General features: G+C 72.8%; 17 protein-coding genes. 13 read left to right on the top strand and 4 right to left on the bottom strand.

The window, feature by feature from the left end; genetic code table 11:
* Nucleotides 1–105: 105 nt before the first annotated feature.
* The 8 genes from KG103_RS09955 (at nucleotide 106) to KG103_RS09920 (ending at nucleotide 9,212) form a co-directional block, all read left to right on the top strand.
* A complete protein-coding gene (locus KG103_RS09955) occupies nucleotides 106–1,131 on the top strand; it encodes a 6-phosphofructokinase (protein WP_207342177.1) in 1,026 nt (341 codons plus the stop codon).
* Between the two features lie 212 nt (nucleotides 1,132–1,343).
* Nucleotides 1,344–2,819, top strand: a complete 1,476-nt coding sequence (gene rpsA / locus KG103_RS09950) for a 30S ribosomal protein S1 (protein WP_089799217.1) — start codon at nucleotides 1,344–1,346, stop codon at nucleotides 2,817–2,819.
* A gap of 143 nt (nucleotides 2,820–2,962) precedes the next feature.
* Entirely contained in the window at nucleotides 2,963–3,592 is a 630-nt protein-coding gene (gene coaE, locus KG103_RS09945; RefSeq protein ID WP_207342178.1) for a dephospho-CoA kinase, read from the top strand.
* A gap of 177 nt (nucleotides 3,593–3,769) precedes the next feature.
* On the top strand, nucleotides 3,770–4,216 hold the full coding sequence (locus KG103_RS09940; RefSeq protein ID WP_207342179.1) for a hypothetical protein: 447 nt from the start codon (nucleotides 3,770–3,772) through the stop codon (nucleotides 4,214–4,216).
* Nucleotides 4,217–4,282: 66 nt separating this feature from the next.
* Complete coding sequence (gene uvrB / locus KG103_RS09935) at nucleotides 4,283–6,385, top strand: excinuclease ABC subunit UvrB (RefSeq protein ID WP_207342180.1); 2,103 nt, start codon at nucleotides 4,283–4,285, stop codon at nucleotides 6,383–6,385.
* Between the two features lie 53 nt (nucleotides 6,386–6,438).
* Nucleotides 6,439–6,876 (top strand): VOC family protein, encoded by a 438-nt coding sequence (locus KG103_RS09930; RefSeq protein WP_207342181.1) that lies wholly within the window; start codon nucleotides 6,439–6,441, stop codon nucleotides 6,874–6,876.
* Nucleotides 6,877–7,110: 234 nt separating this feature from the next.
* The gene (locus KG103_RS09925; protein WP_207342182.1) at nucleotides 7,111–8,172 is read left to right on the top strand and encodes a TerC family protein; all 1,062 of its coding nucleotides are present in this window, start codon (nucleotides 7,111–7,113) and stop codon (nucleotides 8,170–8,172) included.
* Nucleotides 8,169–9,212 (top strand): TerC family protein, encoded by a 1,044-nt coding sequence (locus KG103_RS09920; protein WP_207342183.1) that lies wholly within the window; start codon nucleotides 8,169–8,171, stop codon nucleotides 9,210–9,212. The genes KG103_RS09925 and KG103_RS09920 overlap by 4 nt, the downstream gene beginning before the upstream one ends.
* Before the next feature lie 93 nt (nucleotides 9,213–9,305).
* On the opposite strand, the gene KG103_RS09915 is transcribed toward KG103_RS09920, so the two are convergent.
* Nucleotides 9,306–9,596, bottom strand: coding sequence for a YciI family protein (locus tag KG103_RS09915; RefSeq protein WP_207342184.1), 291 nt, complete (start codon nucleotides 9,594–9,596; stop codon nucleotides 9,306–9,308).
* Nucleotides 9,597–9,719: 123 nt separating this feature from the next.
* Between KG103_RS09915 and KG103_RS09910 the strand changes: the two genes are divergently transcribed.
* Nucleotides 9,720–10,883, top strand: a complete 1,164-nt coding sequence (locus KG103_RS09910; RefSeq protein ID WP_207342185.1) for an acyl-CoA dehydrogenase family protein — start codon at nucleotides 9,720–9,722, stop codon at nucleotides 10,881–10,883.
* A gap of 3 nt (nucleotides 10,884–10,886) precedes the next feature.
* On the opposite strand, the gene KG103_RS09905 is transcribed toward KG103_RS09910, so the two are convergent.
* Nucleotides 10,887–11,612 carry an MBL fold metallo-hydrolase gene (locus KG103_RS09905; RefSeq protein WP_249670534.1) on the bottom strand — a complete coding sequence of 242 codons (726 nt, stop codon included), beginning with the start codon at nucleotides 11,610–11,612 and terminating at the stop codon, nucleotides 10,887–10,889.
* Nucleotides 11,609–13,528: a glycoside hydrolase family 15 protein gene (locus KG103_RS09900; RefSeq protein ID WP_207342186.1), complete on the bottom strand. Its 1,920-nt coding sequence runs from the start codon at nucleotides 13,526–13,528 to the stop codon at nucleotides 11,609–11,611. The genes KG103_RS09905 and KG103_RS09900 overlap by 4 nt, the downstream gene beginning before the upstream one ends.
* A 148-nt stretch (nucleotides 13,529–13,676) precedes the next feature.
* Here KG103_RS09900 and uvrA point away from each other — a divergent pair, with 148 nt between their 5' ends.
* A complete protein-coding gene (gene uvrA / locus KG103_RS09895) occupies nucleotides 13,677–16,538 on the top strand; it encodes an excinuclease ABC subunit UvrA (RefSeq protein WP_207342288.1) in 2,862 nt (953 codons plus the stop codon).
* Nucleotides 16,539–16,639: 101 nt separating this feature from the next.
* On the opposite strand, the gene KG103_RS09890 is transcribed toward uvrA, so the two are convergent.
* Nucleotides 16,640–17,143: an OsmC family protein gene (locus KG103_RS09890; RefSeq protein WP_207342187.1), complete on the bottom strand. Its 504-nt coding sequence runs from the start codon at nucleotides 17,141–17,143 to the stop codon at nucleotides 16,640–16,642.
* A 78-nt stretch (nucleotides 17,144–17,221) separates the two neighbouring features.
* Here KG103_RS09890 and uvrC point away from each other — a divergent pair, with 78 nt between their 5' ends.
* From uvrC to KG103_RS09875, 3 genes are read left to right on the top strand one after another with little or no spacing between them, the layout of a single operon-like run.
* A complete protein-coding gene (gene uvrC / locus KG103_RS09885; RefSeq protein WP_207342188.1) occupies nucleotides 17,222–19,252 on the top strand; it encodes an excinuclease ABC subunit UvrC in 2,031 nt (676 codons plus the stop codon).
* Entirely contained in the window at nucleotides 19,249–20,190 is a 942-nt protein-coding gene (gene rapZ, locus KG103_RS09880) for an RNase adapter RapZ (protein ID WP_207342189.1), read from the top strand. The genes uvrC and rapZ overlap by 4 nt, the downstream gene beginning before the upstream one ends.
* Nucleotides 20,187–21,176, top strand: coding sequence for a gluconeogenesis factor YvcK family protein (locus KG103_RS09875; protein WP_207342190.1), 990 nt, complete (start codon nucleotides 20,187–20,189; stop codon nucleotides 21,174–21,176). Before rapZ ends, KG103_RS09875 begins: the two co-directional genes overlap by 4 nt.
* The last annotated feature ends 73 nt before the right edge of the window (nucleotides 21,177–21,249 follow it).

Raw genomic sequence — 21,249 nt, 5'->3', positions numbered from 1 at the left:
GTCGCACGCGGGTCTCGCTAGTGTGGGAGGTGCGGCGCCGCGTCGGAGCGCGCCCGGCCCCCTGCTGTCCCGGCGGGACGGCCCCTGCGAACGAGGAGCTCCAGCGTGCGAGTCGGTCTGCTCACGGGTGGCGGCGACGTCCCCGGCCTGAATGCCGCGATCCGTGCGGTCGTCAAGCGGGGGGAGGGCGAGCACGGCCACTCCATCATCGGTTTCCGCAACGGGTGGAAGGGCGTCGTCGACGGGGACGTCATGCCGCTGACGCGCCAGCACATCCGCAACGTGCTGCCCACGGGCGGCACGCTCCTCGGCACGGCGCGGTACCACCCGCACGCCTCGGACGGCGGGCTCGACGCCGCACTGGCGACGCTCGAGGCGGAGCGCATCGAGGCGCTCATCTGCATCGGCGGCGACGGGACGCTGAACGCCGCGAGCAAGGTCGCCGAGGCGGGCGTGAAGGTCGTCGGCATCCCCAAGACGATCGACAACGACGTCTGGGGCACCGACGCCTCGATCGGGTTCGACACCGCGGTGAGCATCGCCACCGAGGCCATCGACCGGATCCACACGACGGCCGAGTCGCACAACCGCGTGATGATCGTCGAGGTCATGGGGCGCCACGCCGGCTGGATCGCCGTGACGTCGGGCATCGCCGGTGGTGCGGAGCTCGTGCTGGCCCCGGAGGAGCCGTTCGACATCGGTCGGATCGAGCGCTTCCTCAAGCACCGCCACCGCGCGCACGCGAGCTTCTCGATCGTCGTCGTGGCCGAGGGGGCCGTGCCCGCCGAGAACACGCCGATGCACTACGAGACGCAGATGGGCAAGTACGGCGAGATCGTCGCGGGTGCCATCGGTGAGCGGCTGAAGACCGAGATCGAGCAGCGCACCGGCTTCGACACGCGCGTCACGGTGCTCGGCCACACGCAGCGCGGCGGCATCCCCACGGCGGCGGACCGGATCCTGGCGTCCCGGTTCGGCGTCGCGGCGATCGACGCCGTGACGGCCGGTACCACCAACGTCATGACGGCCATCCGTGGTGAGGAGGTCGTGCTGGTGCCGCTCGAGGAGGTCGCCGGCAAGGTGAAGTTCGTCCCGCAGAACCTGCTGACGGTGGCGCGGGCCCTCGCCTGATCCGCATCCTTTGCCTGCACCGCCGCACACCCGATAGGGTGGACGGCGGTGCCGCGCGTGTTCATCGATCCCCGTGCGTACCGACTCGTCACCCCGCCCGGTTCCACTCCGCACGCGGGTGCGGCGGGTCGGCGTGACGGGCGACCGGCGCGAGGACCACGTCACCATTCCTGTCCGCACTACTTCCTGTCCGCATCGGAGCCCACCACTACATGAGCATCTCCACCCCCGCGAAGCCGGCCAGCCCGCAGGTCGCGGTGAACGACATCGGTACGGCCGAGGACTTCCTCGCTGCGATCGACGCCACCATCAAGTACTTCAACGATGGCGACATCGTCGAGGGCACCATCGTCAAGGTCGACCGCGACGAGGTCCTGCTCGACATCGGTTACAAGACCGAGGGCGTGATCCCCTCCCGCGAGCTGTCCATCAAGCACGACGTGGACCCCGGCGAGGTCGTCAAGGTCGGCGACGAGGTCGAGGCCCTGGTCCTCCAGAAGGAGGACAAGGAGGGTCGTCTGATCCTGTCCAAGAAGCGCGCGCAGTACGAGCGGGCGTGGGGCACGATCGAGAAGATCAAGGAGGAGGACGGCGTCGTCACCGGCACCGTCATCGAGGTCGTCAAGGGCGGCCTCATCCTCGACATCGGCCTGCGCGGCTTCCTGCCGGCCTCCCTCGTCGAGATGCGTCGCGTGCGCGACCTCCAGCCGTACGTCGGCAAGGAGATCGAGGCGAAGATCATCGAGCTCGACAAGAACCGCAACAACGTCGTGCTGTCGCGGCGTGCGTGGCTCGAGCAGACGCAGTCCGAGGTCCGCTCCACCTTCCTGCAGACCCTGCAGAAGGGCCAGGTGCGCCCCGGTGTCGTCTCGTCGATCGTCAACTTCGGTGCCTTCGTGGACCTGGGCGGCGTGGACGGGCTCGTGCACGTCTCCGAGCTGTCCTGGAAGCACATCGACCACCCGTCCGAGGTCGTCGAGGTGGGCCAGGAGGTCACGGTCGAGGTGCTCGAGGTCGACTTCGACCGCGAGCGGGTCTCCCTGTCGCTGAAGGCGACGCAGGAGGACCCGTGGCAGGCGTTCGCCCGGACGCACGCCATCGGCCAGGTCGTGCCCGGCAAGGTCACCAAGCTCGTCCCGTTCGGTGCGTTCGTGCGCGTCGAGGACGGCATCGAGGGCCTCGTGCACATCTCGGAGCTGGCCGTGCGCCACGTCGAGATCCCGGAGCAGGTCGTGCAGGTCGGCGACGACGTCTTCGTCAAGGTCATCGACATCGACCTCGAGCGTCGCCGCATCTCGCTGTCGCTCAAGCAGGCGAACGAGGGCTTCGACCCCGAGTCCGACGACTTCGACCCCGCGCTGTACGGCATGGCGGCGGAGTACGACGAGCAGGGCAACTACAAGTACCCCGAGGGCTTCGACCCGACGACGAACGAGTGGCTCGAGGGCTTCGAGACCCAGCGCGAGGCGTGGGAGGCCCAGTACGCGGCCGCTCACGAGCGCTGGGAGGCGCACCGTAAGCAGGTCGCCGCGGCGGCCCAGGCGGACGCCGAGGCCTCGACGTCCGAGTCCACGGGCAGCGGCCCGGCGCCGTCGACCTACTCGTCCGCCCCGGCGGAGGAGGTCGCGGGCACGCTCGCGTCGGACGAGGCGCTCGCCGCTCTGCGCGAGAAGCTCACCGGCAACTGAGTCCGCGCGGGTCCGCCCGCGACGGTCTGCACGGCGGACGGCCGGTCATCCCCTTGGGGTGGCCGGCCGTCGGCGTACCCGGGGGTGACACGCCGTCGGGCGGGGCGGTCGCGCCGCACGCGCCCGGCGGCCAGGATGGGGCGATGCAGAGGATCGGACTGACCGGAGGGATCGCGGCGGGCAAGTCCGTCGCGGCGCGCAGGTTCGCCGAGCGCGGAGCCGTCGTGATCGACGCGGACGTCCTGGCGCGGCAGGCCGTGGCCCCGGGCAGCACGGGCCTCGACGAGGTGGTCGAGGAGTTCGGGCCGGGGATCCTCGACGCGGCGGGCGACCTGGACCGCGCGGCGCTGGGGCGGATCGTGTTCGCCGACGCCGGGGCCCGCGCACGGCTGGACGCGCTCGTGCACCCCGTCGTCCGCCGGCTCGCGGCCGAGCAGGAGGCGGCCGCCGCCGCGCTCGACCCGGGGGCCGTGGTGGTGCACGACATCCCGCTGCTGGTCGAGACGGGTCAGGCGGAGGACTTCCACGTGGTCGTGGTCGTGCACGCCCCGGCGGTGCTGCGCGTCGAGCGACTCGTGCGGCTGCGGGGGATGGACCGGGCGGACGCGCAGGCGCGGGTCGCGGCGCAGGCACGCGACGAGGCCCGGCTGGCCGTGGCGGACGTCGTGCTCGACGGCACCGGCAGCGACGCGGACCTCGAGCGTCAGGTCGACGCGCTGTGGGAGCGGCTGGCCGTGGAGCGGGCCGACGAGCGGGCTGCCGACACCCTCTGACGTGCGCTGCAGGACGAAGGTCCCCCGTCCCGCGCAGCGCCCATCATCCCTTCGGGTGAATTGAACGACCGTCCACGCGAGCAGTACGGTTCCGACGCCGATCACTCGGACGGACGCGCGTCGTGCGCGTCCCGGGGCCGCGTCGGGCGGCCCCCGGGCAACGTAGCCGGAGGAACGATGGCCCTGCAGTCGGTCGGTAGCGGGTGGGAGGCGCGCCCGCTGCAGTCCAAGGCCTCGATGTCGGTGGCCACGGGGGCGCTGTCGGCCACCCAGGTGCTGGACATGGTCTCCCAGGCGGTCGCCGAGGTCGAGGACGAGAGCGGCTGGCTGCGGGTCGGTGAGCGCAGCGCGAACAAGGTGTCGGTGTCGATCCGGGACATGACCCGCGAGAGCAGCGAGCCGGTGCTGTTCTTCGACGTCGAGGTGGACCGTGCCGTCGGTCGGGTGACCGTGCGCACGCTCATCACCAGCTACGTCGTGAAGTCGTCCGGCATGAGCGCGCTGGTGCCCATGGCCAAGCGCCGGGTGGTCGGTTTCAACGCCTACCGGGCGTTCATGGACCGGTACGCGAGGATGCTGTCGAAGGCCGATCCCGCGGCGAACGTGTCGTTCAGCGGGGACTGACGCGCCGGCGGTGGCCCCCACCGGGGCCGCCGGGTCGTTGTCGGTGGTGCGACGTACGGTGTCCTCATGCGTCCCGTGACCGACCTGCAGCGGACCGTCGCGCCGTTCGAGGTGGTGTCCGAGTACACCCCGAGCGGTGACCAGCCGACCGCCATCGCCGAGCTCGCCGCCCGCGTGCGGGCCGGGGAGAAGGACGTGGTGCTGCTCGGTGCCACCGGCACGGGCAAGTCCGCGACGACGGCGTGGCTCATCGAGCAGCTGCAGCGTCCGACGCTCGTGATGGCCCCGAACAAGACGCTCGCGGCCCAGCTGGCGACCGAGTTCCGCGAGCTGATGCCCAACAACGCCGTCGAGTACTTCGTGTCGTACTACGACTACTACCAGCCCGAGGCGTACATCGCGCAGACGGACACGTACATCGAGAAGGACTCCTCGATCAACGAGGAGGTCGAGCGCCTGCGGCACTCGGCCACCAGCTCCCTGCTGACCCGGCGCGACGTGGTCGTCGTGTCCACCGTGTCGTGCATCTACGGCCTGGGCACGCCGCAGGAGTACGTCGACCGCATGGTGACCCTCGCGGTGGGGGACCGCATCGACCGCGACCAGCTGCTGCGCCGCTTCGTGACGATGCAGTACACGCGCAACGACATGGCGTTCACCCGTGGCACGTTCCGGGTGCGCGGGGACACGGTCGAGATCATCCCGGTGTACGAGGAGCTCGCTGTCCGGGTCGAGTTCTTCGGTGACGAGATCGAGGCGATCGCGACGCTGCACCCGCTGACGGGCGACGTCGTGCGCGCGGAGCAGCAGATGCACGTGTTCCCGGCGACGCACTACGTGGCGGGGCCCGAGCGCATGGAGCGCGCCATCGCCGGCATCGAGGCCGAGCTCGAGGAGCGGCTGGCGGAGCTCGAGCGGCAGAACAAGCTGCTCGAGGCCCAGCGCCTGCAGATGCGCACCACCTACGACATCGAGATGATGCGGCAGATCGGCTCGTGCTCGGGCATCGAGAACTACTCCCGCCACATCGACGGCCGGCCGGCCGGCTCCGCACCGAACACGCTGATCGACTACTTCCCCGAGGACTTCCTGCTCGTCATCGACGAGTCGCACGTCACGGTGCCGCAGATCGGGGCCATGTTCGAGGGCGACATGTCCCGCAAGCGCGCCCTGGTGGACCACGGGTTCCGCCTGCCGAGCGCGGTCGACAACCGGCCGCTGCGCTGGGAGGAGTTCGTGGATCGCATCGGGCAGACGGTCTACCTGTCGGCCACGCCCGGGGACTACGAGCTGTCCATGGCGGACGGCGTGGTCGAGCAGATCATCCGGCCCACCGGCCTGGTGGACCCGCAGGTGCTGGTCAAGCCGACCAAGGGGCAGATCGACGACCTCCTCGGCGAGATCAACGACCGCGTCGAGCGCGACGAGCGCGTCCTGGTCACGACGCTGACCAAGAAGATGTCCGAGGACCTCACCGACTACCTGCTGGAGAAGGGCGTCCGGGTGCGGTACCTGCACTCGGAGGTCGACACGCTGCGGCGCGTGGAGCTGCTGCGCGAGCTGCGGCTGGGGGAGTACGACGTGCTCGTCGGCATCAACCTGCTGCGCGAGGGGCTCGACCTGCCGGAGGTGTCGCTCGTCGCGATCCTCGACGCCGATAAGCAGGGGTTCCTGCGCTCCGGGAAGTCCCTCATCCAGACCATCGGGCGTGCGGCGCGCAACGTCTCCGGCCAGGTGCACATGTACGCCGACACCGTCACCCCGGCCATGCGCCAGGCGCTCGAGGAGACCGAGCGGCGCCGCGAGAAGCAGATCGCGTACAACCTGGAGCACGGGATCGACCCGCAGCCGCTGCGCAAGCGGATCGGCGACATCACGGACATGCTGGCGCGCGAGGACGCGGACACGGCCGAGCTGCTCGGCGGTGCCGGGCGTCAGGCCAGCCGCGGCAAGGCGCCCGTGCCCGGGCTCGGCTCGCGACCGGCTGCCGACGACCGCACGCGGTTGACCGGTGCCGCAGCGCACGACCTGGCCGACCTCATCCAGCAGCTCACCGAGCAGATGCACGCCGCGGCCGGCGAGCTGCAGTTCGAGCTCGCCGCGCGGCTGCGCGACGAGATCTCCGGGCTGAAGAAGGAGCTGCGGCAGATGCAGGCCGCCACGGCCTGAGCGTGCACCGCGACCGCGGTGGACCGGCTGGCACGTCCTGAGGAGGAGCACCGATGGACCGCAGGTTGCAGATCGTGTTCGACGCCCACGACCCCCTCGCGCTGGGGACCTTCTGGCAGGAGGCCCTGGGGTACGTCCGCGAGGCGCCACCCGAGGGTTTCGCGTCCTGGGAGGAGACGCTGCGCGCGTGGGGACTGCCGGAGGACCGCTGGAACGACGCGAACGCGATCGTCGACCCCGAGGGCTCCGGACCGCGGATCTTCCTGCAGAAGGTGCCGGAGGGGAAGACCGCGAAGAACCGCGTGCACCTCGACGTCGGGCTGCCCGGCGCGCCCGCCCGGCCCGGTGAGCGCCGCGTCGACGGGATCCGCGCCCGTGCGGGCGAGCTCGAGGCCCTCGGGGCCTCGCGGGTCCGCGAGCACGACGACGAGGTCCAGGGGTTCTGGATCGTCATGCAGGACCCCGAGGGCAACGAGTTCTGCCTGGTCTGAGTGCGCCCGCGACGCGCCGGCGACGCCGTCCACGGCACGGCCGGCAGCGGCGCGTCACGCTGACGTCACCTATAGTTCTCGGCGGAGGGGAGTACTCCCCACGACGTCATCGTCATCACGGTCGCCAGAGCTGCCGGCCCGGTGCGTCGGCCGCGCGCACGACCCGCACCGGGTGGAGACAGCGCAGGCGGAAGAGACCTCCGGTCATCAGTCGTACTCTCCGGAGGTTCTTCCGTGGTCGTTGAATTCTGGGTGTGGGCCGTCACCGTCGGCGTCATCCTCGCCATGCTCGCCGTCGACTACGTCGGGCACGTGCGCTCGCCGCACGAGCCCACCCTGCGCGAGTCCGCGTGGTGGTCGGCGGGGTACGTCGGCATCGCGCTCGTCTTCGGCGTCGTCGTCTGGGCGGTCTGGGGCTCCACCTACGGGGCGGAGTACTTCGCGGGGTACGTGACCGAGAAGAGCCTGTCGGTCGACAACCTGTTCGTCTTCGTCCTCATCATGGCGAGCTTCCGGGTGCCGCGGCTGTACCAGCAGAAGGTGCTGCTCATCGGCATCACCATCGCCCTCGTGCTGCGGACGATCTTCATCCTCGTCGGTGCGGCGATGATCGAGAACCTGTCGTGGATCTTCTACGTCTTCGGCGGCTTCCTGCTGTACACCGCCTGGACGCAGATCAAGGCGGGCTCCGCGGACGACGAGGAGTACCACGAGAACCCCGTCCTGCGCTGGACGCGGCGCGCGTTCCCGACCACGGACGACTACGTCGGCGACAAGATGGTCGTGCGCCGCGACGGCCGCCGCTTCATCACCCCGATGCTCATCGTGATGATCGCGATCGGCACGGCGGACATCATCTTCGCGGTCGACTCGATCCCCGCCATCTTCGGGCTCACGCAGGAGACGTACCTGGTCTTCGCGGCCAACGCGTTCTCGCTGCTCGGCCTGCGCCAGCTCTTCTTCCTCATCGACGGGCTGCTCGACAAGCTCGTGTACCTGTCGTACGGCCTCGGCGCGATCCTGGGCTTCATCGGTGCGAAGCTGCTCATCCACGCGATGCACACCAACGAGGTGCCGTTCATCAACGGCGGTGAGCACATCACCGCGATCCCGGAGATCAACACCTGGGTGTCGCTCGGCTTCATCATCGTGACGCTGACGCTCACGACGATCCTCTCGCTGCGCCGTACCCGCCGGGACGAGGCCGCGCGCGCCGTCGAGACCGCCCGCGCCGAGACCCACGGGCTGGCCGCCGAGAGCACCGACGGCGAGGACGTCGTCGACGGGAGGCCGTGACGCACGAGCTGCCTGCCGCCTTCGAGGCGGCCTCGCTGGTCGCCGTCGTGGCGATCCTGCTGCTCGACCTCGCGCTCGTGCGCCGGCGGCCGCACGTGCCGTCGGTGCGCGAGAGCGTCGTGTGGGTGCTGGTCTACGTCGGCCTGGCGCTCGTGTTCGCCGGGCTGGTGGCGCTCGTGGGCGGGCCCGCCCCGGCGGAGGAGTTCGTCGCGGGCTGGTTGACCGAGTACAGCCTGTCGGTCGACAACCTGTTCGTCTTCCTGCTGATCATGTCCAGCTTCGCGGTGCCCCGCGAGCAGCAGCAGCGCGTGCTCGTGGTGGGGATCATCGTGGCGCTCGTGCTGCGCGGCGCCTTCATCCTGGCGGGCGCCGCGCTCATCGAGCGCTACACCTGGGTGTTCTACCTCTTCGGGGCGTTCCTGGTGTGGACGGCCGTGCGGCTGCTGCGGGAGGGCGCGGGCTCCGGTGACGAGCCGTACGAGGAGAACCGGCTCGTGCGCGGCCTGCGACGCGTGCTGCCGATGTCGCCGACGTACGACGGCGGGCGCGTGCGCACCGTCCACGAGGGGCGCCGCGTGTTCACGCCGCTCGTCGTCGTGTTCGTGGCGATCGGGACCACGGACGTGCTGTTCGCGTTCGACTCGATCCCCGCGATCTTCGGGCTGACGCACGACCCGTTCATCGTCTTCACGACCAACGTGTTCGCGCTCATGGGGCTGCGCCAGCTGTACTTCCTGCTCGGCGGGCTGCTCGACCGGCTGGTGTACCTGCCGTACGGGCTCGCGGCGATCCTCGCGTTCATCGGCGTCAAGCTCGTGCTCGAGGCGCTCGCGACGAACTCGCTCGGGTTCGTCAACGGCGGCGAGCCGGTCCCGTGGGCGCCCGAGGTGCCCACGTGGGTGTCGCTCACCGTCATCGCGGGTGCGCTGGCCGTCGCCACGGTGGCCAGCCTCGTGCGCGCGCGGCGCGACCTGGCGGCGGCGCGGCGGCTCCCGCCCCCCGAGCCCGAGCAGCGGCCGGACGGGCCGGCCGCGTCCTGACGTCCGGAGCCTGCCGACGCCCCGGGCGCGTGCCCGGCAGGTCGTGGCTCAGCAGGCCGTGGCCGAGCAGGTCGTGGCTCAGGCGGTCGCGCCTCAGGAGGTCGCGGACCAGGGACCCAGGACCAGGTCCCACCCGCGCACGTCGGTCGCGGCGACGAGCCCCTCGCGCGCGAAGGGGTCCTGCGCGAGCAGGCCGCGCACGGCCGCCTCGTCGTCGGCGCGGAGCACCAGGAGCGCACCGGGGTCGCCGTCGGTGAACGGGCCGGACCCGAGCAGCACGCCGTCCTCGGCCTGCTGCGCCAGCCACGCCCGGTGCTCGGGGCGGACGGCGTCGCGGACCTCGGTCCGCTCGTCGTAGGTGTAGCGGACGGCGAAGATGCTCATGCCCGCATCCTGCCGGAGCGGGCAGCGCGCCCGCCACGGGCCGACGTCCGTCGCGACGGCGCCGCGGTGGCACAGTGGCGTCATGACGACGACCACCACTTCTCGCACGGTCCGGGACGGCCGATGAGCCGGCGGCTGCGCACCCTGCTGTCCGACGACCTGCTCGCCCGGGTCCACGCGCGTGCCGACGCGCACGACCGCGACAACACCTTCCCCCACGACGACCTCGCCGACCTCGTGGCGGCCGGGTACCTGCGGGCGTTCGTGCCCGAGCGCCTGGGTGGTGCCGGGCTCACCCTGGAGGAGGTGGCGCGCGAGCAGGTGCGGCTCGCGGCGGCCGCCCCGGCCACCGCGCTGGCCGTCAACATGCACCTCGTCGTCACCGGCCTGGCCGCGCTCCTGGTGGCCCGCGGCGACGACTCCGTGGAGTTCGTGCTGCAGGACGCGGCCGCGGGGGAGGTCTTCGCGTTCGGCAACTCCGAGGCGGGCAACGACCTGGTGATGTTCGGGTCCCGCACCCGGGCCGTGCCGCAGCCCGACGGCGGCTACCGGTACCACGGCACGAAGATCTTCACGTCGCTGTCACCGGTCTGGACGCGGCTCGCGACGTTCGGCCTGGACGACTCCGACCCGGCCGACCCGCGCCTCGTGCACGGCGTCGTCGCCCGGGAGGACGGCGGCGTCCAGGCGCGCGACGACTGGGACACGCTCGGCATGCGCGCGACCCAGTCGGCCACGACCGTGCTGGACGGTGCCTACGCGCCCGCGGACCGCGTCTACCGGCGGCTGCCGCCCGGACCGTCCGCGGACCCGTTCGTGTTCGCGTTGTTCGCCGTCTTCGAGACGCTGCTGGCGGCGGTGTACACGGGCATCGGGCGCCGGGCGCTCGAGCTCGGCGTCGGGCACGCCCGGCGGCGGACGTCGCTCAAGCACGGGGGCCGGTCGTACGCGCAGGACCCCGACATCCGCTGGCGCATCGCGGACGCGGCGCTCGCCCAGGACGGGGCCGAGCTGCAGGTGTTCGCCCTGGCGCGGGACGTCGACGAGCAGGCGGACCACGGCGCGCGGTGGTTCGCGCAGCTCGTGGGGCTCAAGGTGCGGGCCACCGAGACGGCACGCGTCGTCGTGGACCTGGCGCTGCGCGTGTCCGGCGGCGGGGCGTGCTTCACGGGCAGCGAGCTCGCCCGCCTGTACCGCGACGTGCTGGCCGGGATCTACCACCCGTCGGACGACGAGTCGGCGCACGCGACGGTCGCGACCTCGGTGCTGGGCCCGCCGGAGGACTGAGGGTCACCAGCCGCGGGCGGCCCACGCGGCGAGGTGAGGGCGCTCGGTGCCCAGGGTCGTGGCGTCGCCGTGACCCGGGTGCACGCAGGTGTCGTCCCGGTACCGGTCGAAGACGCGCGACGTGACGTCACCGAGCAGCTGCGCGAACCGCGCGGGGTCGCCCTGGGTGCCGCCCACGCCACCGGGGAACAGCGAGTCCCCGGTGAACAGGTGCGTGCGCCTGGCCACGGACCCGGGGGCCCGCGCGGGCAGGTCCTCGGTCAGTGCCAGGGCCACCGAGCCCGGGGTGTGGCCGCGCAGCGCCACGACGTCGAGGGTCAGGTGCCCGACCCGGACGTGGTCGCCGTGGCGCAGTCGCACCGTGACCGGGCAGCCGGTCGCCTCCTCGATCGCGTCCGCGTCGGCCGCGCCCGCGGCGACCCGGGCGCCCGTCACGGCGACGACGGAGGCCAGCGCACCCAGGTGGTCGCCGTGCCGGTGGGTGACCACCACGATGTCGAGCCGCGCCGAGCCCGAGCCCTCGCGGACGAGCGCGAGCAACCGGTCGGGGTCGGCGGGCGCGTCGACCAGCAGCTGGGCGCCCGAGCGCCGGCACGTCACGAGGTAGGCGTCGTTGTCCATCGGCCCGACGGACGCCGTGCGGATCTGCGCGTCGTCCAGCACCCGCACCCCGCTGGGACCACCGGGTTCGACGTGCCCCGTGCACGGACCCACGGGCAGCGCGGTCACGGGGTCACCGCCGCGGCCGTCACGGCCGCGCGCCGGGCGGCCGCCGCGTGGCTGTGCGCCGCGCGGACGAGCGCCAGGTGCGAGAGCGCCTGCGGCACGTTGCCGCGCATGTGCCGGCCGGCGGGGTCGTACTGCTCGGCGAGCAGACCCACGTCGTTCGCCAGCGGCACCACCGCGTCGAGCACCCGGCGTGCGCCGTCCACGTCGTCCCCCCGGGCCAGGGCGTCGGCGAGCCAGAACGAGCACGCGAGGAACGCGGCCTCGTCACCGCGCAGCCCGTCGTCGGTGCGGTCCGTGCGGTAACGGCGCAGCAGCCCCGGCGCGACCTCGAGCTCCTCCCGGACCGCGGCCAGCGTCCCGCGGGCGTGCGGACCGTCCGCGGGCACGAACCCGACCAGGACGACCTGCAGCAGCGACGCGTCGGTGTGCTCGGCGCCGTAGTGCTGCACGAAGCTGGCGCGCGCGTCGGACCACCCGTGGGCGAGGACGTCCGCACGGACCTCGTCGCGGGTGCGACGCCAGCGCTCCACGGGGCCGGGCAGGCCGTGCTGCTCGACGGCGTGCACCGCGCGGTCGAGCGCGGCCCACGTCATCACCTTCGAGTGCGTGAAGTGACGCGGCTCACCCCGCACCTCCCAGATGCCGCGGTCCGGCTCCCGCCAGTGCCGCGCCAGGTCGTCCACGAGCCGGCGCTGCAGCGACCACGTGTCGGAGGTCTCCGCGAGCCCCGCGTCGCGGGCCATCGCCAGCGCCGACATGACCACGCCCAGCACGTCGTGCTGCACCTGCCGCACGGCGCCGTTGCCCCGGCGCACCGGGCGCGAGCCGGCGTACCCCGGCAGGTGGTCGAGCTGCGTCTCGGGCAGCCGGCGCCCGCCGTCCAGCCGGTACATGATCTGCAGGTCCCGCGGGTCGCCCGCCACGGCCCGGGCCAGCCAGTCCCGCCACTGGGTCGCCTCGTCACGGAAGCCCTGCTCCAGGAGCGCCTCGAGCGTGAACGCGGCGTCGCGCAGCCAGCAGTACCGGTAGTCCCAGTTGCGCTCGCCGCCCGGTGTCTCGGGCAGCGACGTCGTGGGCGCCGCGACGACGCCCCCGGTGGTCGCGTCGGTCAGCAGGCGCAGCACCAGCAGCGAGCGGACGACGGCCTCGCGGTACGGGCCGTCGTACCCGCAGCCGCGTGCCCACAGGCCCCAGCGGGCGGCCGTGGTGTCGACCCGGCCGCTCACCGGCAGGCGCGGCGGCACGGGCTGCCACGAGTGGACCCAGGTGAGCGAGAGCTCGACGCTCTGGCCCGCGCGCAGCCTGAACCGGTCCCGGTGACGGCGGCCGTCGGCGCGAGGCAGGCGGTCCCCCCGCAGCACCAGGGAGTCGGGGCCGGCCACCGCGCGGATCGTGTCGCAGCCGTCGGCGTCGTCCTCGTGGCGCACCCACGGCTGCACGGCGCCGTACCCGAAGCGCACCACCCACTCGTGCTCGACCTCGACCTCCCCGGCCGTGCAGTCCAGGCGCCGGACCAGGTCCGCGCGTCCGTCGCCCGACGGCATGGCGTCGACCGCGACGGCCGTGCCCCGTGCGGTGCGGTAGGTCGTCTCGAGGACGAAGGAGTCGCCCCGGTAGCGCCGGGTCACGGAGGTGGCGTCCCGGACCGTCAGGAGCCAGCGGCCGTGCTCGGGCGTGCCCAGGAGTGCGGCGAAGCACGCGTCGGAGTCGAACCGGGGTAGGCACAGCCAGTCGACCGAGCCGTGCCGGGACACCAGGGCCGCGGAGTGGCCGTCGCCCAGCACGGCGTACTCCTCGACGGGGACCTGGTCGCCCAGCAGGAGGTCCTGCAGCGGGAGGTCACCGGGCAACGCGTCACCCGGCAGGAGGTCGTCCGGCGGGCTGCCCTCGGCCGTCGGGGTGTTCGGTGCGTCCATCGCCCTCAGCATGGCCCGCCCGCCCCGACGGCGCTCGCGGGCGGCCCGGGCGTGCGGGTGCGGTACCGCATCGATGCCCTGCTCGCACGTCGAACACGTGTGCGACTGTCGGTGGCCCGACGTAGACTCGTCGGCTGTGACCGATCCTCTGTCCGACCGTCTGCTGGTCCGTGGCGCCCGGGAGCACAACCTCCGCAACGTCGACGTCGACCTGCCCCGTGACGCCCTCATCGCCTTCACCGGGCTGTCCGGCTCCGGCAAGTCGTCCCTCGCCTTCGACACGATCTTCGCGGAGGGGCAGCGGCGCTACGTGGAGTCGCTGTCCGCGTACGCGCGACAGTTCCTCGGGCAGATGGACAAGCCCGACGTGGACTTCATCGAGGGCCTGTCCCCGGCGGTGTCCATCGACCAGAAGTCGACCAACCGCAACCCGCGCTCCACCGTCGGCACCATCACCGAGGTGTACGACTACCTGCGCCTGCTGTTCGCGCGCGCCGGGACCCAGTACTGCCCGGTCTGCGGGGAGCGCGTCACGGCCCAGACGCCGCAGCAGATCGTCGACCGCCTGCTCGAGCTGCCGGAGGGCACGCGGTACCAGGTGCTCGCACCGGTCGTGCGCGGCCGCAAGGGGGAGTACACGGACCTGTTCCGCGAGCTGCAGGGCAAGGGGTTCTCCCGCGCCCGCGTGGACGGCGAGGTCGTGCAGCTGGCGACGCCGCCGACGCTGGAGAAGAAGCTGAAGCACGACATCGAGGTGGTCGTGGACCGCCTGGTGTCGCGCGAGGGCGTGCAGCGCCGCCTCACCGACTCGGTCGAGACGGCCCTCGGGCTCGCCGGCGGCCTGCTCGTGGTCGAGCTCGTCGACGCCGACGCGGACGACCCGCAGCGCGAGCGCCGGTTCTCGGAGTTCCGCGCGTGCCCGAACGACCACGTCCTCACGCTCGAGGAGATCGAGCCGCGCACCTTCTCGTTCAACGCCCCCTACGGCGCCTGCCCGGAGTGCACGGGCATCGGGTCGCGGCTGGAGGTGGACCCCGAGCTCGTCATCCCCGACGACGACCTGTCGCTCGCGCAGGGGGCGGTCGCGCCGTGGGCGCAGACCTCGTCCGAGTACTTCCAGCGCGTGCTCACCGCGCTCGCCGCCGACCTCGGGTTCTCGATGGACACGCCGTGGCGTGCGCTGCCGAAGCGCGCCCGGGACGCGGTGCTGCACGGGCAGAACCACGAGGTGCACGTCCGCTACCGCAACCGGTGGGGCCGCGAGCGGCAGTACTCCACGGGGTTCGAGGGGGTCATCACCTTCCTGCAGCGCCGGCACGCCGAGACCGACTCGGAGTGGAGCAAGGAGAAGTACGAGGCCTTCATGCGGGAGGTCCCGTGCCCCACGTGCCAGGGCGCGCGCCTGAAGCCCGAGGTGCTCGCCGTCAAGGTCGGCGGCCGCTCCATCGCCGAGGTGTGCGAGATGCCGATCGACGAGGCGCGGGCGTTCATCGACGGTCTCGAGCTCGGCCAGCGCGAGCGGGCGATCGCCGCGCAGGTCGTCAAGGAGATCCAGGCCCGCCTGGGGTTCCTGCTCGACGTCGGCCTGGACTACCTCTCGCTCATGCGGCCGGCCGCGACGCTCTCGGGCGGGGAGGCGCAGCGCATCCGGCTCGCGACGCAGATTGGGTCGGGCCTCGTCGGGGTGCTGTACGTGCTCGACGAGCCCTCCATCGGCCTGCACCAGCGCGACAACCGCCGGCTGATCGACACGCTCACCCGGCTGCGGGACCTCGGCAACACCCTCATCGTCGTCGAGCACGACGAGGACACCATCCGAGCTGCCGACTGGATCGTCGACATCGGCCCGGGTGCGGGCGAGCACGGCGGCCACGTCGTGCACTCGGGGGACCTCGACGGTCTGCTCGCGTCCGCGGAGTCCGTCACCGGGGCGTACCTGTCGGGGCGCCGGTCCATCCCGATGCCGGCCGAGCGCCGGCCCGTGGACCGTGCGCGCCAGGTGACGGTCGTGGGGGCGCGCGAGAACAACCTGCGGGGCATCGACGTGTCCTTCCCGCTCGGGGTGCTGACAGCGGTCACCGGGGTGTCCGGCTCGGGCAAGTCGACGCTCGTGAACTCGATCCTCTACACGGTGATGGCCAACGAGCTGAACGGTGCGCGGCAGGTCGCCGGGCGCCACAAGCGCGTCACCGGGCTGGACCAGCTCGACAAGGTCGTGCACGTCGACCAGGGGCCGATCGGCCGCACGCCGCGGTCCAACCCGGCCACGTACACCGGTGTGTGGGACCACGTCCGCAAGCTGTTCGCGGAGACGACCGAGGCGAAGGTCCGCGGGTACACCCCCGGGCGCTTCTCGTTCAACGTCAAGGGCGGGCGCTGCGAGGCGTGCTCGGGCGACGGCACGCTGAAGATCGAGATGAACTTCCTGCCCGACGTGTACGTGCCCTGCGAGGTCTGCCACGGCGCGCGGTACAACCGCGAGACGCTCGAGGTGCACTTCAAGGGCAAGACCGTGGCCGACGTCCTGGCGATGCCCATCGAGGAGGCCGCCGAGTTCTTCGCCGCGGTCCCCGCGATCTCGCGGCATCTGCGCACGCTCGTGGACGTCGGGCTGGGGTACGTGCGGCTCGGGCAGCCCGCGCCGACGCTGTCGGGCGGCGAGGCGCAGCGCGTCAAGCTCGCGGCCGAGCTCCAGCGCCGCTCGACCGGGCGGACGATCTACGTGCTCGACGAGCCGACCACCGGCCTGCACTTCGAGGACATCCGCAAGCTCCTGGGCGTCCTGCAGTCGCTCGTCGACAAGGGCAACACCGTCCTGGTGATCGAGCACAACCTCGACGTCATCAAGAACGCGGACTGGGTCATCGACATGGGGCCCGAGGGCGGGTCCGGGGGCGGCACGGTCGTCGCGGAGGGCACCCCGGAGCACGTCGCGGCGGTCCCGCAGAGCCACACCGGCCGGTTCCTGGCCGAGGTGCTCGAGCCCGAGCGCGTCGAGGTGAGCGCCTGACGCGCTCGGCCCGTGACCGGCGGTGAGGTGGCGGTCGCGGGTCGACGACGACCCGGCGATGCGGGGGTCGGGCCCCGGGGTGCGGCTCGACGGACCGGTCGTCAGCCGGCGCCCACCACCACGGGCGCCGGCTCGTGGCGCACGGTGAAGTTCACCGACCGCGCGATGAAGCAGTGCTCGTGCGCGCGACGGTGCAGGTCGTCCAGCAGCGCGGCGTCGACGGCGCGGCCGTCCGGCAGCGTCGCCGAACGCACCACGACGCGCGGCCGCAGCACGACCTCGGTGAAGTGCCCCTGCCCGGCCGACTCGATGCGCATCGTCCCGGAGGCCGCGTCCTCGTAGCCGATCACGACGACGCCCGCCGCTGCGGCGAGGTGCAGGAACCACAGCATGTGGCACTGGGCCAGCGCCCCGACGAGCAGGTCCTCCGGCGACCACCGGTCCGGGGCGCCGCGGAAGTGCGGGTCGGAGGTGCCCGGCAGCGGGGGCTTCGCCCCCGACGACAACGTGTGGTCACGGCCGTACGACGTGTACGTCGACGTGCCTGCGGCCCCCGCGCCCGTCCACGTGAGGTCGACCGAGTACTGGTGCAGCAGCTGTGCCATGGACCGACCCTAGTGGTGCACGTCACGTCCCCGGGCGCCCGGCGGGCTGTGTGGGTGCGCCGAACTAGGCTCGGTGGCATGGCCGACCCCGCCACCTACCGTCCCGCGCCCGGGGAGATCCCCGACGCGCCCGGCGTGTACCGCTTCCGCGACGAGCACGGCCGGGTCGTCTACGTCGGCAAGGCCAAGAGCCTGCGCAACCGGCTCAACAGCTACTTCCAGGACATCGCCGGGCTGCACCCGCGCACGCAGCAGATGGTGACGACGGCGGCGTCCGTGCAGTGGACCGTCGTCGGGACCGAGGTCGAGGCGCTCGCCCTCGAGTACTCCTGGATCAAGGAGTTCGACCCGCGGTTCAACGTCAAGTACCGCGACGACAAGTCGTACCCCTACCTCGCGGTGACCATGGCCGACGAGGTGCCCAGGGTGCAGGTCATGCGTGGGGCCAAGCGCAAGGGCACCCGGTACTTCGGGCCGTACGCGCACGCGTGGGCGATCCGCGAGACGGTCGACCTGCTGCTGCGCGTGTTCCCCGTGCGCACGTGCTCCGCCGGTGTGTTCAAGCGGGCACGGCAGCAGGGCCGGCCGTGCCTGCTCGGCTACATCGACAAGTGCTCCGCGCCGTGCGTGGGGCGCATCGGCGTCGACGAGCACCACCGGCTCGCCCAGGACTTCTGCGACTTCATGGCGGGGGACACGGCCCGGTTCACCCGGCGGCTGACGCGCGCGATGAAGGAGGCGGCGGCCGAGCTCGACTACGAGCGTGCCGCGCGGCTGCGCGATGACATCGCGACGCTCGAGAAGGCCACCGAGCGCAACGCGGTCGTGCTGTCCGACGGCACCGACGCCGACGTCTTCGCCCTGGCCGGGGACGAGCTCGAGGCCGCCGTCCAGGTCTTCCACGTCCGGGACGGCCGCATCCGCGGGCAGCGCGGCTGGGTGGTCGAGAAGGTCGAGGACGTCGACGACGCGGCACTGGTCGAGCACCTGCTGCAGCAGGTGTACGGCGGCGAGGACCCCGAGGCCGCGTCGGCGTCGGTGCCGCGCGAGGTGCTCGTGCCCGTGCTGCCCACCGACGTCGAGCAGGTGCAGGCGTGGCTGTCCGGCCTGCGGGGCAGCCGCGTGCAGGTCCGCGTGCCGCAGCGCGGTGACAAGCGGGAGCTGGCGGCCACCGTGCTGCGCAACGCCGAGCACGCCCTCGCGCTGCACCGGACCCGGCGCGCCGGCGACCTCACCAGCCGCAGCCTGGCGCTGCGGGAGATCCAGGAGGCGCTCGACCTGCCGACGGCCCCGCTGCGGATCGAGTGCTACGACGTGTCCCACAACCAGGGCACGTACCAGTCCGCGTCGATGGTGGTGTTCGAGGACGGGCTCGCCCGCAAGAGCGAGTACCGCCTCTTCACGGTGCGCGGCCCGGAGGGTCAGGGCGCGCGCGACGACACGGCCGCGATGCACGAGGTCATCACCCGGCGGTTCCGCCGCTACCTGGCGGAGCGGTCCGACGCGCACGACCCCGAGCTCGGGGACGGCGAGGAGGACGACGCGCCGCGCAGCGGACCGGTCGACGAGCGCACCGGGCGGCCCGTGCGGTTCGCGTACCCGCCCAACCTCGTGGTCGTCGACGGCGGCCCGCCGCAGGTCGCCGCGGCCGCCGCCGCGCTGGCCGAGCTGGGCATCGACGACGTCGCGCTGTGCGGGCTGGCCAAGCGGCTCGAGGAGGTGTGGCTGCCGGGGGAGGAGTACCCGGTCATCCTCCGGCGCGCGTCGGAAGGGCTGTACCTGCTGCAGCGCGTCCGCGACGAGGCGCACCGGTTCGCCATCACCGCCCACCGCAAGCGGCGCAGCAAGGGCATGACCGTGTCCGTGCTCGACGACGTGCCGGGCCTGGGGCCCGCGCGCAAGGCCGCGCTGCTGCGGCACTTCGGGTCGGTGAAGCGGCTGCGCGCGGCGTCCGCCGAGGAGATCGCGACAGTCCCCGGCATGGGGTCCCGCACCGCCGAGGCGGTGGTCGCCGCACTCGCCGGGCCGGCGGACGACGCCGCTGCCGGTGCCCCGCCCGGCGGGTCCGGCACCGAGACCGCCGACGAGCCTGGCATCCTGGGCGCATGAGCGAGCCCTCGCCGATCACCGTGCCGGCGGGCATCCCCGCCCTCGAGGCGGCCGCCGAGGCGCCGGTCCTCGAGCAGCCCGAGGTCCTGGTCATCACCGGCATGTCCGGGGCGGGTCGTACCCGCGCGGCCGCGGTGCTGGAGGACCTCGGCTGGTACGTCGTCGACAACCTGCCCGCCCAGATGCTCACGCACCTGGTCGGCATGCTCACGAGCGGGCCCGTGGGCACCGGTGCCCGGCGCCTGGCCGCGGTGATCGACGTGCGCGGGCGCGAGTACTTCGCGGCGCTGACCGGGGTGATCGACCACCTGCAGGGCACGGGGATCGAGCTGCGCGTCCTGTTCCTCGACGCGTCGGACGAGGTGCTCGTCCGCCGGTTCGAGCAGGTGCGCCGGCCGCACCCGCTGCAGGCGGACGGCCGGATCCTCGACGGCATCGCCCGCGAGCGGGCCCTGCTCGCCGAGCTGCGCGAGCGGGCCGACACCGTCATCGACACCTCCGAGCTCAACGTGCACGACCTCGCCCGCGTCGTGCGGGCCGGTGTCGCGAGCCCGGCCGACGAGGTGCTGCACCTGTCCGTGCTGTCGTTCGGGTTCAAGTACGGCATCCCGCTGGACGCGGACCACGTCGTCGACGTGCGGTTCCTGTCCAACCCCTACTGGATCACCGAGCTGCGGCACCTGTCGGGACGCGACGCGCCGGTGCGCGACTACGTGCTGGGCCTGCCGGGCGCCACCGTGTTCGTCGAGCGGTACGTCGACGCGCTCGAGCCGGTGCTCGCGGGCTACCTGCACGAGGAGAAGCGCTACGCGACCATCGCGGTGGGCTGCACGGGTGGCAAGCACCGCTCCGTCGCCATCAGCGAGGCGATCGGTGCACGGCTGCGCGAGCGCGGGCACCGCGTCCAGGTGACGGCGAGGGACCTGGGCAAGGAGTGAGCACCCCGCCGAGCGCGCCCCGCGAGCCCGCGAACCCCGCCTTCGTCGCCCTCGGCGGCGGGCACGGCCTGGCGGCCTCCCTGTCGGCGCTGCGGCTCATGACGGACCGGATCACGGCCGTCGTCACCGTCGCGGACGACGGCGGGTCGTCCGGCCGGCTGCGCGAGGAGCTCGGCGTGCTGCCCCCGGGGGACCTGCGGATGGCGTTGGCCGCGCTGTGCGACGACTCCGAGTGGGGCCGCACCTGGCGCGACCTGCTGCAGCACCGCTTCGCCACCGACGGGCCGCTGGACCACCACTCGGTCGGGAACCTGCTGATCGTCGCCCTGTGGCAGCTGCTGGGGGACACGGTGGGAGGGCTCGACCTGGTGGGGCGGCTGCTCGGCGCGCGCGGGCGGGTGCTGCCCATGGCGGCCGTGCCGCTGGAGATCGAGGCCGACGTGCGGTGCGACGACGGCACGCTCGCGGTCGTGCGCGGGCAGACCCACGTCGCGGTGACGCCGTACCGGATCGAGCAGCTGCGGCTGCACCCCGCCGACCCCCCGGCGTGCCCGGAGGCGGTGAGCGCGGTGCGTGACGCCGACTGGGTCGTGCTGGGGCCGGGCTCCTGGTACTCGTCGGTGCTGCCGCACCTGCTGGTCCCCGAGCTGCGCGCCGCGCTCCACGAGACGCCGGCGCGCATCGTCGTCACGCTCAACCTCACGCCGGACGACGAGACGCAGGGCATGCGTGCCGTCGACCATCTCGCGGTGCTGCGTGCGCACGCGCCCGAGCTGCCCGTGCACGCGGTCGTCGCGGACCCGGGGTCCGTCGACGACGTCGGTGAGCTCGCCGACCTCTGCGCGTCGACGGGTACCCGCCTGCTCGTCCGGCAGGTCCGGCGGGGGGACCAGAGCGCGGTGCACGACCCGTTGCGGCTCGCGGCGGCGCTGCGCGACGTGGTCGAGGGCTACCTGGGCGACGTCGGGACCCCCGCCGGGCGCTGACAGGGCGCTGGTCGGGCGGCGCCCGGACCGCCGCAGGAGGTCGGAACCCGGGTCACGGGACGGTCACGACCAC

This window comes from Cellulomonas wangleii (assembly GCF_018388445.1).
Lineage (GTDB): Bacteria > Actinomycetota > Actinomycetes > Actinomycetales > Cellulomonadaceae > Cellulomonas > Cellulomonas wangleii.
Note: the sequence above shows the minus strand (reverse complement) of the source record. Positions and strands in the feature narration are given on the sequence as shown.

Excerpts from the sequence above, each read along its gene's own strand:
- KG103_RS09915 (WP_207342184.1), bottom strand. The coding sequence starts at position 9,596 with ATGAGCATCTTCGCCGTCCGCTACACCTACGACGAGCGGACCGAGGTC.
- KG103_RS09890 (WP_207342187.1), bottom strand. The coding sequence starts at position 17,143 with ATGGCACAGCTGCTGCACCAGTACTCGGTCGACCTCACGTGGACGGGC.
- uvrB (WP_207342180.1), top strand. The coding sequence starts at position 4,283 with ATGCGTCCCGTGACCGACCTGCAGCGGACCGTCGCGCCGTTCGAGGTG.
- KG103_RS09900 (WP_207342186.1), bottom strand. The coding sequence starts at position 13,528 with ATGGACGCACCGAACACCCCGACGGCCGAGGGCAGCCCGCCGGACGAC.
- KG103_RS09910 (WP_207342185.1), top strand. The coding sequence starts at position 9,720 with ATGAGCCGGCGGCTGCGCACCCTGCTGTCCGACGACCTGCTCGCCCGG.
- coaE (WP_207342178.1), top strand. The coding sequence starts at position 2,963 with ATGCAGAGGATCGGACTGACCGGAGGGATCGCGGCGGGCAAGTCCGTC.
- KG103_RS09940 (WP_207342179.1), top strand. The coding sequence starts at position 3,770 with ATGGCCCTGCAGTCGGTCGGTAGCGGGTGGGAGGCGCGCCCGCTGCAG.
- uvrC (WP_207342188.1), top strand. The coding sequence starts at position 17,222 with ATGGCCGACCCCGCCACCTACCGTCCCGCGCCCGGGGAGATCCCCGAC.
- KG103_RS09930 (WP_207342181.1), top strand. The coding sequence starts at position 6,439 with ATGGACCGCAGGTTGCAGATCGTGTTCGACGCCCACGACCCCCTCGCG.
- rpsA (WP_089799217.1), top strand. The coding sequence starts at position 1,344 with ATGAGCATCTCCACCCCCGCGAAGCCGGCCAGCCCGCAGGTCGCGGTG.
- rapZ (WP_207342189.1), top strand. The coding sequence starts at position 19,249 with ATGAGCGAGCCCTCGCCGATCACCGTGCCGGCGGGCATCCCCGCCCTC.